The 16972-nt window shown below is 61.5% G+C and carries 13 protein-coding genes; 8 read left to right on the forward strand and 5 right to left on the reverse strand.

Annotated elements, in window-relative coordinates:
* Positions 1–229 precede the first annotated feature (229 nt).
* From HBO24_RS21200 to HBO24_RS21215, 4 genes are all read left to right on the forward strand, one after another.
* Positions 230–1558 carry an OprD family porin gene (locus tag HBO24_RS21200; protein ID WP_115127407.1) on the forward strand — a complete coding sequence of 443 codons (1329 nt, stop codon included), beginning with the start codon at positions 230–232 and terminating at the stop codon, positions 1556–1558.
* 185 nt (positions 1559–1743) lie between these two features.
* The gene (locus HBO24_RS21205) at positions 1744–1917 is read left to right on the forward strand and encodes a hypothetical protein (RefSeq protein ID WP_162947689.1); all 174 of its coding nucleotides are present in this window, start codon (positions 1744–1746) and stop codon (positions 1915–1917) included.
* A gap of 291 nt (positions 1918–2208) precedes the next feature.
* A complete protein-coding gene (locus tag HBO24_RS21210) occupies positions 2209–2883 on the forward strand; it encodes a heavy metal response regulator transcription factor (RefSeq protein WP_057442047.1) in 675 nt (224 codons plus the stop codon).
* A complete protein-coding gene (locus tag HBO24_RS21215; protein ID WP_170060239.1) occupies positions 2880–4286 on the forward strand; it encodes a heavy metal sensor histidine kinase in 1407 nt (468 codons plus the stop codon). Before HBO24_RS21210 ends, HBO24_RS21215 begins: the two co-directional genes overlap by 4 nt.
* 95 nt (positions 4287–4381) lie before the next feature.
* On the opposite strand, the gene HBO24_RS21220 is transcribed toward HBO24_RS21215, so the two are convergent.
* From HBO24_RS21220 to HBO24_RS21230, 3 genes are read right to left on the reverse strand one after another with little or no spacing between them, the layout of a single operon-like run.
* On the reverse strand, positions 4382–7531 hold the full coding sequence (locus HBO24_RS21220) for a CusA/CzcA family heavy metal efflux RND transporter (protein ID WP_170060240.1): 3150 nt from the start codon (positions 7529–7531) through the stop codon (positions 4382–4384).
* An 18-nt stretch (positions 7532–7549) separates the two neighbouring features.
* Positions 7550–8713: an efflux RND transporter periplasmic adaptor subunit gene (locus tag HBO24_RS21225; RefSeq protein WP_170060241.1), complete on the reverse strand. Its 1164-nt coding sequence runs from the start codon at positions 8711–8713 to the stop codon at positions 7550–7552.
* Between the two features lie 17 nt (positions 8714–8730).
* A complete protein-coding gene (locus tag HBO24_RS21230) occupies positions 8731–9954 on the reverse strand; it encodes a TolC family protein (protein WP_057442054.1) in 1224 nt (407 codons plus the stop codon).
* 183 nt (positions 9955–10137) lie between these two features.
* On the opposite strand from HBO24_RS21230, the gene HBO24_RS21235 reads away from it, so the two are divergent.
* The gene (locus HBO24_RS21235; RefSeq protein WP_120731594.1) at positions 10138–10812 is read left to right on the forward strand and encodes a heavy metal response regulator transcription factor; all 675 of its coding nucleotides are present in this window, start codon (positions 10138–10140) and stop codon (positions 10810–10812) included.
* A 3-nt stretch (positions 10813–10815) separates the two neighbouring features.
* On the opposite strand, the gene HBO24_RS21240 is transcribed toward HBO24_RS21235, so the two are convergent.
* Positions 10816–11712, reverse strand: coding sequence for a cation diffusion facilitator family transporter (locus HBO24_RS21240; RefSeq protein ID WP_057958263.1), 897 nt, complete (start codon positions 11710–11712; stop codon positions 10816–10818).
* 389 nt (positions 11713–12101) lie between these two features.
* Positions 12102–13385 carry an MFS transporter gene (locus HBO24_RS21245; RefSeq protein ID WP_057958262.1) on the reverse strand — a complete coding sequence of 428 codons (1284 nt, stop codon included), beginning with the start codon at positions 13383–13385 and terminating at the stop codon, positions 12102–12104.
* A 199-nt stretch (positions 13386–13584) separates the two neighbouring features.
* Here HBO24_RS21245 and HBO24_RS21250 point away from each other — a divergent pair, with 199 nt between their 5' ends.
* The 3 genes from HBO24_RS21250 to HBO24_RS21260 all read left to right on the forward strand — a co-directional run bounded on the left by HBO24_RS21250 (position 13585) and on the right by HBO24_RS21260 (position 16844).
* Entirely contained in the window at positions 13585–15003 is a 1419-nt protein-coding gene (locus HBO24_RS21250; protein WP_057442063.1) for a TIGR00366 family protein, read from the forward strand.
* A gap of 200 nt (positions 15004–15203) precedes the next feature.
* Positions 15204–15413, forward strand: coding sequence for a hypothetical protein (locus HBO24_RS21255; protein ID WP_157717319.1), 210 nt, complete (start codon positions 15204–15206; stop codon positions 15411–15413).
* Positions 15414–15674: 261 nt separating this feature from the next.
* Positions 15675–16844: a hypothetical protein gene (locus tag HBO24_RS21260; protein WP_057958260.1), complete on the forward strand. Its 1170-nt coding sequence runs from the start codon at positions 15675–15677 to the stop codon at positions 16842–16844.
* The last annotated feature ends 128 nt before the right edge of the window (positions 16845–16972 follow it).

Raw genomic sequence — 16972 nt, forward strand, 5'->3', positions numbered from 1 at the left:
AAGGACCTGGGACTCCAAGGAAACCAACGCCGCGTTTCAGGAGGCTCGCGTGCGGATTGCAAATCCGTCATCCCGTGTGGAGCTGGCAAAATTGTAATGCGCATGCCACCTCGGCGTTATCCGCTGTTTGCAACTATGAGCCGGGCTCCCCGTATCAGGGACAGCTCTCCAATAAGAACGCCCCAGGCGACCAAAAAAGCTCATAGCTGCCAACACCGAGGAGCGATACATGCGTACTAACCGCACACTTTCCCTTTCCATCATTGCGGCACTGGCCAGCGCTGCACCGCTGGCGGGCATGGCCGCAGAAGATAAACCCGAGGGTTTTATCGAAGGCAGTACGTTGAACGTGCTGGCACGCAACTTTTACTTCAACCGCGATGACCGCAAAGGCCAGTCCAGCCCGACCGGCAACGGCTACTCAGAGGCGTGGGCCCAGGGCCTGATCGGCAAGTTCGAGTCCGGGTTCACCCAAGGCACTGTAGGGTTTGGCCTGGATGCCTTTGCGATGTATGGCTTGAAGCTCGACTCCGGCACCGGGCGCAGCGGCGGCCGGGGTTCCTTCGACATGTTGCCGGTGGACAGCGACAATCGCCCTGAAGACGACTACAGCAAACTCGGCGGTGCCGTAAAAATGCGCCTGTTGGATACGGTGGTCAAAGTCGGCGATGTCTTTCCGCAAACCCCGGTGGTGCATTACGGCGACTCACGCCTGCTGCCGGAAAGCTTTCGCGGCGTGACCCTGGAAAACACCAGCCTGGAAGGCTTGACCCTGCAGGGCGGACGCTTGCACGCCATGAGCCAGCCGAACAGCAGCAGTATGCGTGACGGCTTCGCGACGTTTTATGCCGGCAACCTCAACTCGCCCTGGGTCGGTTACTTCGGTGGCGACTATCAGTTGAACCCGCACCTGAGCCTCAGCCTCTACAGCAGCCGCTTGAAAGACGCCTGGGACCAGTACTACTTCGGCACCGCCGCCAGCTATCCGCTGACGGAAGAAGTCTCGCTGTTTGGCGGTTTCAACTACTACAACACCCAGGACGAGGGTAAAAAACTGCTGGGCGAACTCAACAACAACATCTGGAGTGCCAAGCTCGGGGTCAAGGTCGGCGCCCATCGCCTGGCCCTCTCGCACCAGCGCAACAACGGCAACAATGACTTCGACTACCTGCGCCAATCGGACTCGATCTTCCTCGACAACTCGATCCAGTACAGCGATTTCAACTCGCCAAAAGAGCGCTCGTGGGCGCTGCGCTATGACCTGGATATGCAGCCCTTCGGCATTCCCGGCCTGTCGTTCATGACCCGTTATGGCAAAGGCACCGGCGCCGATTACAGCAACGCCAACGCGGTATATATGCGCCGTGATGCCGCGGGCGACCCGCTGACTGACCAGCGCCGCTGGGAGCGCGACATCGAGGCAAAATATGTATTTCAGGGCGGCAGTTTGAAAGACCTGTCCCTGCGCATTCGCCAGGCCACGGTGCGCTCCAGTGCCTTTGAATCAGACCTGGAAGAGTTCCGGCTGATCATGGAGTACCCGCTGGCCATCCTCTGATAGGCCCCAACGGCAAGTGCTTACATTCACTTGCCGTTGACTAGCACTTCTTCACAATTGGCAGTCTGTCAGAACTGTAATATGCGCCTCACGTTCTCGTTAAGTTGCACTTCATATACTGCCCGCATCGACCGGCCGAGTAGCTTTGGGCAACTAACGGCACGGGTCTTTTGCGGAGAAGGTTGATGAAGGTACTGCATAGTTTATTCACCGGTTTGCTCATTGCGGCCTCCACCGCAGCGCTGGCCGACGATGGCGGCGAGCGCTCCCGTCAGTTGCTGGCTGAATTTCGCCAGCAACAGCAACAGATCCATGGCACCCAAGTGCTAACCCAGCAAACACCCGCGCCCTCGACCTGAGCGGCGCACTCCGAGCACATTCATCTCTTGAAGCTTTTTTTGTGGAGCTCCTTTGGAAGGAGATGAATTTTTAGCGCCCTCACGGGCGCTTTTTTTTGCCTGCCCAGTGGAGTCAAAGCCCCGCCCACAGCGACCAATCGTCGCACCTGTGCCCAAACAGCAGGATTGCGCGGGATGCGCCTTGACCCTGAAGTAGCTTCAAGGCTCAGAATTTTCCTACTTTTGGGACTACAGCCCTTATCTCGCGTAGCTCCCGTCGCCTTTCCGCTTACCAGTATGAGGTCAATCTGCATGCGTATCCTTGTGGTTGAGGACGAGCCAAAAACTGCCGACTACTTGCATCAAGGCTTGAGTGAAAGTGGTTATGTCGTCGATTGTGCCGCCAGCGGCATCGACGGCCTGCACCTGGCCGAGCAACACCGCTACGAACTGGTGATCCTTGACGTCAACCTGCCCGGCAAGGACGGCTGGCAGGTGCTGGAACAACTGCGCCGCAACAACACCTTGCGGGTGATGATGCTCACCGCCCGTGGCCGGCTGGCCGACAAGATCAAGGGCCTGGACATGGGCGCCGATGATTACCTGGTCAAACCCTTCGAGTTTCCCGAATTGCTGGCCAGGGTGCGTTCATTGCTGCGACGCAGCGAGCCGATTGCGCTGCCGGAAGTATTCCGCGTCTTGGACCTGGAGCTGGATCCACGTCGTCACCGAGCGTACCGGGGCACGCGGCGCATCGACCTGACCACCAAGGAGTTCACGCTGTTGCAGGTTTTGATGCGCCAGAGCGGCGAAGTCCTGACGCGCACGCAGATCATTTCCCTGGTCTGGGACATGAACTTCGACTGCGACACCAACGTGGTGGAGGTGTCGATCAGCCGGCTACGGGCCAAGATCGACGACCAGAGCGAGGTCAAGTTGATCCATACCATTCGTGGCGTGGGCTATGTGTTGGAAGCACGCCAATGAGACCTGGCAGTTTATCCATGCGCCTGGGGCTCACCGTCAGCCTGATGGGCGCCGGCCTGGTGCTGTTGCTGGCGACCCTGGCGTACCTGGCCCTCACCCACGAGCTGGAAAACCTCGCGCGCAAGGGCCTGGAAAGCAAGATGGAGCAGATCCAGCACAGCCTGCTGCAGGATCTCAACACCCGCGACATCAGCGCCCGGCCCCATTCGCTGCTGGACCTGGTGATGGGCCACGACAATTTCTACCTGACCATCATCGGCCCGTCGCCCGCCAGTACGGTGCTGCTGAGCGTCGGCGCCAAACCCCAGGAACCCTTGCTGCTCGACTTTGCCGCCAGGCCGACCCTGGGCTTTTTCAACTGGACCGATGGGCGCGGCAACCAGATCCTCAGCGCGTCGAGCCTGATGCCCCTGCACACCGGGGAGAAGGTGCGGGTGCTGCTGTCCCTGGACCGCTCCGACGACCAGGCGCTGCTCAGTGCCTATCTGCAATCCACGGTTATCGCCCTGCCGCTGTTGCTGATCCTGATCGGCATGGGCGCCTGGTGGCTGGTACAGCGCGGGCTGGCACCGTTGCAGCAATTCAGCCGCGTCGCCGGCAAAGTCACCACCCAGGACCTGAGCCATCGCCTGGCCGTCGAGAATCTGCCCCGGGAACTCAGCGAACTGGCGCGGGGCATCAATGTAATGCTCGACCGGCTGGATGCCGGTGTGCAGCAGTTGTCGCAATTCTCCGACGACCTGGCCCACGAACTGCGTGCGCCCCTGACCAACCTGATGGGCAAGGCCCAGGTGACACTGTCCCGCGTCCGGGCGCCCGACGAGTACAAATCGGCGCTGGAGTCCAGCACCGAAGAGCTGGACCGCTTGGCGCGGATCGTCGCCGACATGCTGTTTCTCGCCCAGGTCAGCCATCCGGCGGCGCGGGTGTCGTTTACCACGGTGAACCTGCGGGATGAAGCGCTGCGGGTCATGGACCTGTTTGCCTTGAGCGCCGAAGACAAAGGGTTGCGCCTGAACCTGGCCGGCGACGCCTGGGTCCTGGGGGATCGGCTGATGATCCAGCGGGCCATTTCCAACCTGCTGTCCAATGCGATCCGCCACAGCCCGCACGACTCAGGCATTGCATTGCAGATCGACAGCCACGACCAGCGCGTTTCACTCACCGTGAGCAACCCTGGCGCAGGCATTGAAGCGCAACACCTGCCCCACCTGTTCGAACGTTTCTACCGCGCCGACAACAGCCGCGCCCGCAGCGAGGGCGGCACCGGGCTGGGCCTGGCGATTGTGCGTTCGATCATCAGCCTGCACCAGGGCCAGGCCGAGGCCACCAGCGTGCTGGGTGGCGTGACCTCGTTCCGACTGATATTCCCCGCCCTGTCTGCCGCCCCAAAAGCCCCGTAGCAACCCTCTTAGTGGTCCGGCCCCCTGCTGAACATGCTTGCCATGGCCAGCTGGGGGTTTGTTGTGGTGAGGGAGCTTGCCCCACTCCCCCAAGGTCACTGGGACTCCTGCTCCTCATCGCGACGATGGGCCCAGTGGTAGAGCGCAGGCAGTACCAGCAACGTCAGCAGCGTCGAAGAAATAATCCCGCCAATCACCACCGTCGCCAGTGGCCGTTGCACTTCGGCGCCGGTGCCGGTGGCCAGGGCCATGGGGATAAACCCGAGGGACGCGACCAGCGCGGTCATCAACACCGGGCGCAAACGGGTCAGTGCCCCCTCGTTGATCGCCACCGTCAGCGAACGCCCTTCCTCGCGCAGGTTGCGGATAAACGCGATCATCACCAGGCCATTGAGCACTGCCACCCCCGACAGCGCGATAAACCCCACCCCGGCGGAAATCGACAACGGAATATCGCGCAACCACAGCGCCATGATCCCACCGGTCAGGGCGAAGGGAATCCCGGTGAACACCAGCAACCCATCCTTGAGGTTGTTGAACATCATGAACAACAAGCCGAACACCAGCAGTAATGCCACCGGCACCACCACCTGCAGGCGCTCTGACGCTTCCTTGAGTTGCTCGAACTGGCCGCCCCAGGTGGTCCAGTAGCCGGCGGGGATTTTCACCTGTGTCGCCAACGCGTTTTCCGCCTCGGCAACAAAGGAGCCGATATCCCGCCCCCGCACGTTGGCGCTGACGATCACCAGGCGCTTGCCGTTTTCGCGGCTGATCTGGTTCGGGCCCAGCACCAGGTCCAGGCTGGCCACTTGCGACAAGGCGATAAAGCCCAATTGCCCCGTGGTATTGCCGGCCAGCGCCGGGATCGGGATCAACAGCCGCGACAAGCCCTCGATATCGGTACGCAGGGTTTCCGACAAGCGCACCACCATGTCAAAGCGTCGGTCGCCTTCGTACATCGTGCCGGCCTGGCGCCCACCCACGGCCACCGCGATGGTGTCTTGCACATCGCCCACATTCAGGCCAAAGCGCGCGGCCTTGTCGCGGTCGATGTTGATGGTCAGCACCGGCAGGCCGGAGGTCTGTTCCACTTTCACTTCCGAGGCACCATCGAGCTTCTGCAAGGTTTCGGCAATCTCCCCGGCAGTCTTGTTCAGCACCGCCATATCATCGCCAAACACCTTCACCGCCACATCGCTGCGCACCCCGGAAATCAACTCGTTGAACCGCAGCTGGATCGGTTGCGACAACTCGTACTGGCTGCCCGGCACAATCGCACTGGCGCGCTGGATATCGGCGATCAGGGCTTCGCGGGATTTGTTCGGATCCGGCCACTGGTCCTTGGGTTTGAGCATCAGATAGGCGTCGGAAATATTCGGCGGCATCGGGTCGGAGGCAATTTCTGCGGTGCCGGTACGGGCAAATACCCGCTGGATTTCCGGCACCTGTTCCATCAAGGTTTTTTCCAGTTGCTGCTGCATCTGCACCGACTGCGTGAGGCTGGTGCCCGGCACGCGCAAGGCTTGCTGGGCGAAGTCACCTTCGCTGAGGCTGGGGATAAACTCGCTGCCCATGCGGCTGGCCACGGCGCCGGAGAGCACGATGGTCAACAGTGCCAGGCCAAACGCCCAGGTACGGTGCGCCATCACCCAATCCAGCACCGGCGCATAACCCCGGCGTGCGTTGCGCATCACCCAGTTTTCGTCTTCCTTGACCTTGCCGGTGACAAACAGCGCAATCGCCGCGGGGACAAACGTCACCGACAGAATCATCGCGCCCAGCAAGGCCATGACCACGGTGAACGCCATGGGGTGGAACATTTTCCCGGCCACGCCCGTCAAGGCGAAGATCGGCAGGTACACCACCATGATGATCAGTTGCCCAAAGATCAGCGCACGGCGCGCTTCCTTGGCGGCGGCGAACACTTCGTGCAGGCGTTCGCTGCGGGTCAGCAGGCGGCCGTGGCGTTGCTGCGCATGGGCCAGGCGGCGGATCGCATTCTCGACGATCACCACCGCACCATCGACGATAATCCCGAAGTCCAGCGCGCCCAGGCTCATCAGGTTGGCGCTGACCTTGTTGGTGAACATCCCGGTAAACGTGAACAGCATGGCCAGCGGAATCACCATCGCGGTGATCAACGCCGCGCGGATATTGCCGAGGAACAAGAACAGAACCACGATCACCAGCAGCGCACCTTCGAAGAGGTTTTTCTTCACGGTGGCGATGGCTTTTTCCACCAGGTTGGTGCGGTCGTAAACCGTGACCGCGACCACGCCTTCGGGCAGTGAACGGTTGATCTCTTCGAGCTTTTTCGCCACGGCCTGGGACACTGTGCGGCTATTTTCGCCGATCAACATAAAGACCGTGCCGAGCACCACTTCACGACCATTTTCGGTGGCCGCACCGGTACGCAGCTCACGGCCGATATCGACCTGGGCCACATTGCGCACGCGGATCGGCGTGCCGTCCACGGTATTGATCACGATATTGGCGATGTCGTCGATGGACGCCACCTGCCCCGGCGCGCGAATCAGCAACTGCTCGCCGCTGCGCTCGATATACCCGGCGCCAACGTTGGCGTTGTTGCGCTCCAGCGCCGTGACCAGATCACTCAAGGTCAGGTTGTAGGCCGCCAGACGCTTGGGGTCCGGGGCGATCTGGTATTCCTTGGCAAAGCCGCCGATGGTATTGATCTCGGCCACGCCGGGCACGTTGCGCAACTGTGGCTTGATGATCCAGTCCTGGATCACCCGCAGGTCCGTCGGGGTGTAGGCCGAGCCGTCTTCCTTGCGCGCACCGTCTTCAGCCTCCACGGTCCACAGGAAAATTTCCCCGAGCCCCGTGGAAATCGGCCCCATCGCCGTTTCAATGCCGTCCGGCAATTGCTCGCGGGCCACTTGCAGCCGCTCATTCACCAGTTGCCGGGCGAAGAACAGATCAGTGCCGTCCTTGAAGATCACCGTGACCTGGGACAGCCCCGAGCGCGACAGTGACCGGGTCTGCTGCAAGCCCGGCAGGCCGGCCATGGCGGTTTCGATGGGAAAGGTGATGCGCTGCTCGGTTTCCAGCGGCGAAAAACCGGCCGCCGCCGAGTTGATCTGCACCTGGACGTTGGTGATGTCCGGCACCGCGTCGATCGGCAGTTTCTGGTAACTGGCGATGCCGACACCGGCCATCAGCAACACGGCCAGCAGCACGATGATGCGCTGCTCGATGGCAAATTGAATCAGACGTTCAAACATGGGCAATCACTCGCAGGATCAATGGGCGTGCTCGGCCGAAGCCTTGCCCAGCTCGGACTTGAGGACGAAGCTGCCAACGGCCGCCACCTGGGCGCCGGCCTCCAGGCCCTGGCGCACTTCGACGAAGCCGTTTTCACTGACCCCCAGCTCGACGTGGCGGGTGGCGAAGCCTTCGGCGGTGCGCACAAACAGCGACGGTTTGTCTTCCACGGTCTGGATCGCCTCCACCGGCACGGTGACCGCCGCCGAGTAGGTATCCGTGGCCACCTGCACCGCCACGAACAACCCGGGGCGCCACGAGTCGTCGGGGTTGGGTACGTTGACCCGGACCATTGCGGTGCGGGTCTGCTCGCCCAGCAGGTTGCCGACATAGGCCACGGTGCCCATCACATCGGTGCCCATTTCCGTGGAACTGACCTTCACCGGCCGGCCCACCTGGACCTTGTTCAAGTCCTTGGGAAACACCCCAAACGTGACCCACACCTGGGACAGGTCCGACAGGGTGAAGGCAGCGCTGGTCTCACTCACCACTTCGCCGACACCCAGGTGTTTTTCCACCACCACCCCGGCAAACGGCGCACGCAACTCATAGCGATTGCCGCCGACCAGAACCGCGCTGCCGCTCAAGGCATTCATCTTTTGCCGCGCATTGTTCAGGGCGATCTCGGCCTCTTGCAGGGTCTGGCGGGCCAGCAGGTAATCCTGTTCGGCAGAGATTTTGTCCTGCCATAACTGGCGCTCGCGCTGGAAGGTGGTGCGGGCCAGCTCGACCCGGCGTTCGCTGGCGGCCAACTCACTGCGCTGATCGGAAATCTGCTGGCTGGCGATCACCGCCAATAGCTCGCCCTGCTTGACCTTCTGACCAAGGTTGACCCTGACCGACTCCACCACACCCGCTGCACGGGGCACGATATGCGAGGTGCGGTCTTCATCGAATCGCACCTCGCCCGGCAACGACAGCACGCTGCTGATTTGCCGGGGTTGGGCCTTGGCCAGTTGAATGCCGGCGGCCTGGATCTGCTGCTCATTGAGCACCAGCACACCCTCTTCCTCTTCTTCCTCCGGTGCTTCGACGTGCGCTACCGGTGCCTGAGGCGCCACGCTGGTGGCCGGCCAAAACACTATCGCCCCGAGGGCGACGGCCACTGCAACGGCCAAAGCCAGGCCTTGTAGTTTGTTCATGGGGAACTCCTGAAAGATCAAATGCGGGCGAGGTCGCCGTAAATCCGTTCGATGCGCACCCAGGCATCGGTGGCCTGGGCGAGTGCGGCGAGGTACTGGGTGCGGGCGGCGATCAAGGTGCGCTGGGCGTCGAGTACCTCGAGGAAGTTGAACTTGCCCATCTCAAAACCACGGGTGGCGCTGTCCACCGCGCTTTGGGCGGCGGGCAGGATCACTTGGTTGAACGCGCGCACTTCACTGTTGGCCGTCGCCCACAGGTCCAGGGCCTGGCGGGTTTCGGTGCGCAGGCGCAGCTCGGTGGCGTTGCGCAAATCCCGGGCCTGGTCGGCACGGCGGCTGGCGGCCAGTACATTGCCCTGGTTGCGATTGAACAGCGGGATCGGCATCGATACGCCCACCAGGTTCACCCGCTCACGGACGCTGGCGTCGTACTGGCTGCCGATGGACACGTCGAGGTCGGGAATCCGCTGGGCCTTTTCCAGGCCCAGGCCGGCTTCCCGTTGCTGGATTTGCAGCTCCGCCAGGCGCAGCTCGGCGGTGCTCTCCAGGCGCGCCAGCAGTTGGGTGGCCGAAGGCAACGCCGGGGTGTTCAGGGCCCCTGACTCGACACGCTCAAAGCCGATGTTGGCGCTGCCAGTGATGGCGGCCAGGCGGCGATAGGCATCACTCACACCAATCTCGGCGCGGCTGCGCTCCAGGCGGATTTCCGAGAGCTGTACCTGGGCGCGGGTGGCTTCGACCGGCGACGCCTTGCCCGCCGTGACCCGGCCATTGGCAATCACCAGGCCGCGCTCGGCCAGCGCCATCGAGCGTTGGGCCAGCTCCAGGCGTTCCTGGGCCCGCAGCGCGCCATAAAAGCCCTCGATGACCTCGGCCCGCAGCAGGTTACGCCGCTGTTCCAGTTCCTGGGCGGCCGCATCTTGTGCCCGCGAGGCCACGTCGATGCGTGCCCCGCGCTTGCCACCCAACTCCAGGGTCTGGCTCAGCTTGACGGTGGTGGTGCGCGTGCTGCGGCGGGTGTCTTCGGCGTCCCAGGAGGCCACCGGGTTGGGGATCAGCCCGGCCTGTTGCCGCCCACCCTGGGCAATCTCGATTTCCCACTGGGCTGCGGCCAGGTCCGGGTTGCCGGCAAACGCACTTTGCAGGGCCGATTCAAGGGTCAGGGTCTGGGCGCTTGCCACTTGGGACAGCGCCAAGACCCCCACTACAGAGCACACAATTGTTCTTAAAAACGTTGGCATAACAAGCGTTCCACACCCATGAGTTGGCGGACAAATCCAAGCAGGGGCAATGTAGCTTTCGCTCCTTATCAGAGGGGTGGCCGGAACATTACAAATCCGTTAGCAAAGGCTCTGTTCCGGGCTTTTGCTTTAATCTGCGCGCAACTATGCAGATCCTTTCTCCTGCCCCGAGGCACGCTCTACATGCGAATCCTGGTTATCGAAGATGAACTGAAAACGGCGGAGTACTTGCTTCAGGGACTGAGCGAAAGTGGCTATGTGGTCGACTGCGCGGCCAGCGGCGCCGACGGTGTGCACCTGGCGCGGCAATACGCCTATGACCTGGTGATCCTGGATGTGAACCTACCGCTGATGGACGGCTGGGAGGTGTTGCAACGCATCCGCCAGAGCAGCAACACACGCATCATGATGCTCACCGCCCAAGGGCGCCTGGCCGACAAAATCAAAGGCCTGGAACTGGGCGCCGACGACTATCTGGTCAAGCCTTTCGAGTTTCCCGAACTGCTGGCCCGGGTCCGCAGCCTGATGCGCCGCAGCATCGAGAGCGCAGTGCCAGACGTGCTGCGGGTGGCCGACCTGGAATTGGACCAGGGTCGCCACCGGGCCTTTCGCGGCAGCCAGCGGATCGACCTGACCACCAAAGAGTTTGCCTTGCTGCACCTGCTGATGCGCCAGAGCGGCGTGGTGCTGTCACGCACGCAAATCATCTCGTTTGTGTGGGACATGAACTTCGATTGCGACACCAATGTGGTCGAGGTCTCGATCCGCCGCCTGCGCGCAAAGATCGACGACCCGTTCGAGCGCAAGTTGATCCATACCTTGCGCGGGGTGGGCTACGTGCTGGAAGACCGCGAATAGCGGTCAGTGCGTGAGGGGTTCCTGATGAAAGCCCGCGCCTTCGATCTGAATGGTGACGTGGGAAATATCGAATTGCTCATGCAGCAATTCCGTCACCTGGGCGAGGACCTGTTGCTCGCTGCCCTGCGCCGGGTCCACCACCAGATGGGTGCTCAGCACGTTCTTGCCGCTGGTCAGGGCCCAGATGTGCAAGTCATGCACCTCCCTGACCCCTGGCACCGCGTGAATGGCCTGCTCTACCGCGTCGATATCAATGCCGTCCGGCACACCTTGCAGCAGCACGTTCATGCTGGCCTTGAGCAGTGTCCAGGTTCGCGGCACCACCCAAAAACCAATCGCGGCGGCCACCACCGAGTCGACCCAGCCCCAACCAGTGAGCATGATCAGCACGGCGGCAATGATCACCCCGATAGAACCGAGCATATCGCTCCAGACCTCCAGGTAGGCGCCCTTGACGTTCAGGCTCTCGCCACTGGCCGCGCTGAGCAGGCGCATGGAAATCAGGTTGACGATCAGGCCCAGCACGGCAATCACCAGCATGCCGGTGGACTGGATTTCGGCCGGTGCCTGCAGGCGCAGGTAAGCCTCATAGAGGATGTAGAACGCCACCCCGAACAGCAGCAACGCGTTGAACGCGGCGGCGAGGATTTCGAAGCGCGCATAGCCAAAGGTGCGCTTGCGGTCCGCAGCGCGCTTGGCCACCTGGATGGCCACCAGGGAAATGGCCAGGGCCAGGGCGTCGGTCATCATATGGGCGGCGTCGGACAACAGCGCCAGGCTGCCGGTGACAAAGGCGCCGATCACTTCGGCAATCATAAAACTGCCGGTCAGGCCCAGGGCCATCCATAACTTGCGTTCATGACCGGCGCGTACGGTGGCGTGGCTGTGTCCTGCACTCATGGCATGTCCTCGTGGGGGGATGTGCGCTGATCATAGAGCGATAAATGGAAACCTTTGGTATGGATTTCACAATTGTCATAACGCTGCCAGCGGGGTGTTAACCACATGGGGGATCTGGCTTGCCTGCGATAGCAGTACACCCTGACCCACCGCCATCGCGGGCAAGCCCTAATGCCAGTCAGTTAAGCGCAGATCCCCTGTGGGAGCGGGCTTGCTCGCGAAAGCAGTGGGTCAGTCAACATCAATGTTGGCTGGGCCGACGCCTTCGCGGCGATGCGGCGATCCGACAAGCCCGCTCCCACATTTGATCTTCACTGCCTTGAGCATTGCGTTCGCTTAACTGATCGGCATTCGGGCAAGCCCGTTCCCACAGGGGCAATGCGGCGGCTTTAAAAAACCGGGCGCCGGCTAAACCGCAATGCGCTGGCCACGCCCACCGCGCCCATCACCACACAGTAGAAAACGCAGATCCACGGGCTGGTGGGCATCAAGGCGATCAGCATCAACGGCGTGGTACTCGCCCACAGCGCGTAGGCAATGTTGTAGGTAAAGGAAATCCCCGACACGCGCACCGGTGCCGGAAACAGGCTGACCATCACCGAGGGCACCGCGCCCACCACCCCGCAACTCAACCCCGCGATGGCATAGGCCGCGCCCAGCCACACGCCGCCGGCAATCAGGCTGGCATAGAGCACGGCAATGCCCACCGGCAACAGCAGGCTATAGACCAGCACCGCGCGCCAGGCGCCGATGCGGTCCACCAACAGGCCGGCCAGCACACAACCGATGTTCAGGAAAACGATGCCCAATGCACTCAGGGCGAAGGTGTGGCTGGGGCTCATGCCGAAGGTTTTCTGCATCATGGTCGGCGTGATCACCACCAGCACCACCACCGCGGAGGTGAGCACACAGGTCAGCAACATGGCCGGCAGCAATGCCTGGCGGTGGTCACGCAACACCGTGCGCAGCGGCAGTTCGGCGTCGGCCTGGCGGCGTGCCTGCATGGCCAGGAACACCGGGGTTTCACTCAGCCAACGCCGCAGCCACACGCCGATCACGCCAAACACACCGCCCAGCAGGAACGGAAAGCGCCAGGCGTAATCGAGGATCTGTTCAGGGGTGAACATCTGCGCCAGCAATGTCGCGGTCAAGGCCCCCAGCAGGTAACCGAAGGTCAGCCCGGCCTGCAGGAACCCCAAGGCATAACCGCGATGGCCGGCGGGCGCGTGCTCGGCGACAAACACCCAGGCGCTGGGCACTTCACCGCCCACTGCCGCGCCCTGCAGGACGCGCAGCGCCAGCAAAATCAGGGGGGCGAAATAGCCGATTTGCGCGTAGGTCGGCATGATCCCGATCAGCAGGCACGGCAAGGCCATCATCAGGATACTCAGGCTGAACACGCGCTTGCGCCCCAGGTGATCGGCAAAGTGCGCCATCAGGATCCCGCCCAGTGGCCGCGCCAGATAGCCGGTGACAAAAATCCCGAAGCTCTGCAGCAGGCGCAGCCATTCGGGCATTTCCGGGGGGAAGAACAGTTGGCTCAGGGTCAGGGCGAAAAATACGAAAATGATGAAGTCGTAGATTTCCAGGGCACCGCCCAGGGCAGCCAGCCCCAGGGTTTTGTAGTCGGAGCGGGAAAAACGCTGCGCCTGTGGATAAGCGGTGGCAGTCATGAAGAGGCTCGGCAGACAAACAAAATGGCGTGCAGGTTATGAGCTGAACCGGATCCTGGCAATCGCCGCCAATATATTCGTTTTACTCATTGATCCATGAAAATAACAACATTCCCAAATAAATAGCCGTGGGCCAAGATGCAGCGATACCTTGCCAACACCCCTTCGCTTGCATAATAACTACAAGAGGTACTCCCACATGGCCGACCCTATCGAAGATAGCCGTTATGCCCGCTTTGCCCTGCGCTGCTCCAATTTTGCCGAACGCTGGTTTCCCGACTCCTGGGTGTTTGCCGCCCTGGCGGTGATCATTGTCACCGTGGCGGTTCTGGGCATGGGCGCTGCACCCACCGACGCTGCCAAGGCCTTTGGCGATGGTTTCTGGAGCCTGATCCCGTTCACCATGCAGATGGCCTTTGTGGTGATTGGCGGCTATGTGGTGGCCAGTTCGCCGCCCGCCGTAAAGCTGATTGATCGCCTGGCACGTATCCCGAAAAACGGCCGCTCGGCCGTGGCGTGGGTGGCGCTGATCTCGATGGTCGCGTCGCTGCTCAACTGGGGCCTGTCCCTGGTGTTCGGCGGGTTGCTGGTACGGGCCCTGGCCCGGCGCACGGATTTGCGCATGGACTATCGCGCCGCTGGCGCGGCGGCCTATTTGGGCCTGGGCGCCGTGTGGGCGCTGGGGTTGTCGTCATCGGCCGCGCAATTGCAGGCCAACCCGGCCAGCTTGCCGCCGTCGATCCTGGCGATCACCGGGACCATCCCCTTCACCGACACGATCTTTTTGTGGCAATCGGGGGTGCTGTTGCTGGCACTGATCGTGGTGTCGCTGATCATCGCCTACGTCACCGCACCGGGGCCCAACTCGGCCCGTGATGCCAAGGCCTGTGGCGTGGACCCGGCGTTCAACCTGCCCAAGCTACAACCGCCAACCCGCCCGGGGGAATGGCTGGAGCACAGCCCGCTGCTGACCATCCTCCTGGCACTGCTGGCCGCCGGCTGGCTGTTCCACGAGTTTTCGACCAAACCTGCGATCAGCGCGATCTCGGGGCTCAACACCTATAACTTCCTGTTCCTGATGGTCGGCGCCCTGCTGCACTGGCGCCCGCGCAGTTTCCTCGACGCAGTGGCGCGCGCGGTGCCCACCACCACCGGGGTGTTGATCCAGTTCCCACTGTACGGCTCCATCGCGGCGTTGATTACCGTGGTCAAGGGCGGCGACGGCCAGACCCTGGCCCACCATATCTCGATCCTCTTCACTTCCATCGCCTCCCACGACACCTACGCGCTGCTGATGGGCGTGTACTCGGCGGTACTGGGGTTCTTTATTCCGTCGGGCGGTGGCAAGTGGATCATCGAGGCGCCCTATGTGATGCAGGTGGCCAATGACCTGCAATACCACCTGGGCTGGGCCGTGCAGATCTACAACGCCGCCGAGGCCCTGCCGAACCTGATCAACCCGTTCTATATGCTGCCATTGCTGGGGGTACTGGGGCTGAAGGCGCGGGACTTGATCGGCTTCTCGTTTGTGCAGCTGCTGGTGCACACGCCGCTGGTGTTGTTCCTGCTGTGGGCGCTGGGGACGACGTTGAAGTACATGCCGCCGGTAATGCCTTAATCATTGGACGCCGCACCCGTCGTTGTGACGGGTGCATCCAGGTCGACATTGAGCGCCGTTGTTCCCTCTGAATATTTCAGGAAGGGAACCACGCGTTAATGACGGGCCACCTAACAGTGTCTTTTAGTAGCACCAGACACTCTTCAACTTAACTAAGAGACCACAACTAATTATTTAGAGTTACAACTGGAGTCATACCGATGAATATCGCACCTACCGCTACTACGCCCACACCTCAAAACAGCGCTGAGACTGGCAATACCCAAGATGTCAACCCACAGCAAAATCCCGCGTTGAAAAAATTCAGACAATTCAAACCGGCGTTCGGCCAGCCGGCGGGAAGAATAGTATTTGCAGAGTCAAACCCTAACAAACACCTTTTCAAGCCTGTTGCAGCGTTTAAAGGCTGATTCCTTTACAGAGGCTGTGATCCCCCTCAAGCCCTGGAGCTTCACAGCCAGCATTGAATACTTACAAGTAACGCGACGACCTCAAGCCTAGTTGCACATTCATGGACAACCACAGCAACGCGCTGCACTTCACGATATAGCGAGGCGGCCAGGCCCTGCAAAAAAACCGCATTTTCCGAGGCATTTTCCCGGTCAGCCGCTACTGTGTGAAGGTGGGCATTCATCCCGCGCAGACGGGCATTAGCTGACAAGGAAACATGCATGTTTAAACTGACCAGGCTGTCCTTCACCTTTGTCGCACTTGCTGTGAGCACGGTCGTACAAGCCGACGTCGAACTTGATCTGGGCACGGCACAACGGGTCACGCAATTGTTCGCCTACCCCAACAATTGCAGCGTGATCTGCTTTCGGCCGCTGACCCTGGAACAGACCGTCGAACACTATCTGACCCAGAGCCTGCAGCGCGATGGCTACAGCCGGGCCAGGGTCAGCGTGAAGACCGAGCAGGGTCAGGTCCGCGCGCGCTTTACCGGGGTGCCCGATGGCTATGGGCAGCCCTTGACCGCGTTGCTGAACACCGCCGACCTGGCTTACGAGGGCGCCAGCCGGCTCAACCGCGATGGCAAGTGGCAATTTAGCTGGTACCTGTTCCTGCCACTGGGCATGGCCCTGGAAAACCGCAAGAGCATCGAGTTGATGCACTTCCCGCCGGATTACTCCCTGACCCACTACCAGGACTATCTGGAATCAGCCACCACCGACCGTTGGGCGACGCTACTGAGCGCCAACGGTATACCGGCGACCCAGACCCCGGAATACCAGACCATCATTGATATCGCGCCCATTGCCGCCCCCTCCACGGCGGGCAAGGATCTGGAGGGCGTCTACAGCTACTTCAGCGAGTATCAGACCCGGGTTGTCCGGGAACTGAGCCTGCACCCCACTGGCCCGTTGCCGATGGTCGCCTTCGGTGCGCCCGTGCGCAGTTGGATCCAGCAACACTACGGGCAAACCCTCGGGGTATTGGGCCTGACGCAAATCAGCCCGGTCGAAGACAGTAAAGTTGCAGTGCTGGGGGCCAATCACCCCAGTTACATCTGGTACGCCGCCAACCCGGACAGCTACGACGGCGACGAACAGAAAGCCGACGAGGCCGGCTTGAAAGTCATGGGCCAGGACTTGAGCGCGGCCTGCTGGCAAGCCGGGATGGGGCAAAAACCTGCCAGCGACCCCAATGTGTTGCTCAAGGGCTGCATGAACACCTGGCAGGTGACGCGCAAGGAGCAGACCTGCGAATTGTTCTACACCTCGGTGCGCGAATTGTCCGCCGAGCAGGCCAAGGAAAAATGCACCAGCGCCTCGATCAAGCCCCAGCTCAAGCGCCTGAAAAGCCCTCTGCCAGAAGCTTCTGTCGCGGCGCCGGCGCTGTAGGCTCCTGCCCTTATCGCCAGTGTCTTAGGCAAAAAAGCCGATACCCACTGTCAGATTTGACAGTAGATATCGGCTTTTTTTTGCGCAAACCTTGAGCGGTGCCCATTTGCTGCAAGACTGGCAGTCAT

It is taken from the genome of Pseudomonas sp. WS 5410, assembly GCF_012985645.1.
Classification (GTDB): Bacteria; Pseudomonadota; Gammaproteobacteria; order Pseudomonadales; family Pseudomonadaceae; genus Aquipseudomonas; species Aquipseudomonas shahriarae.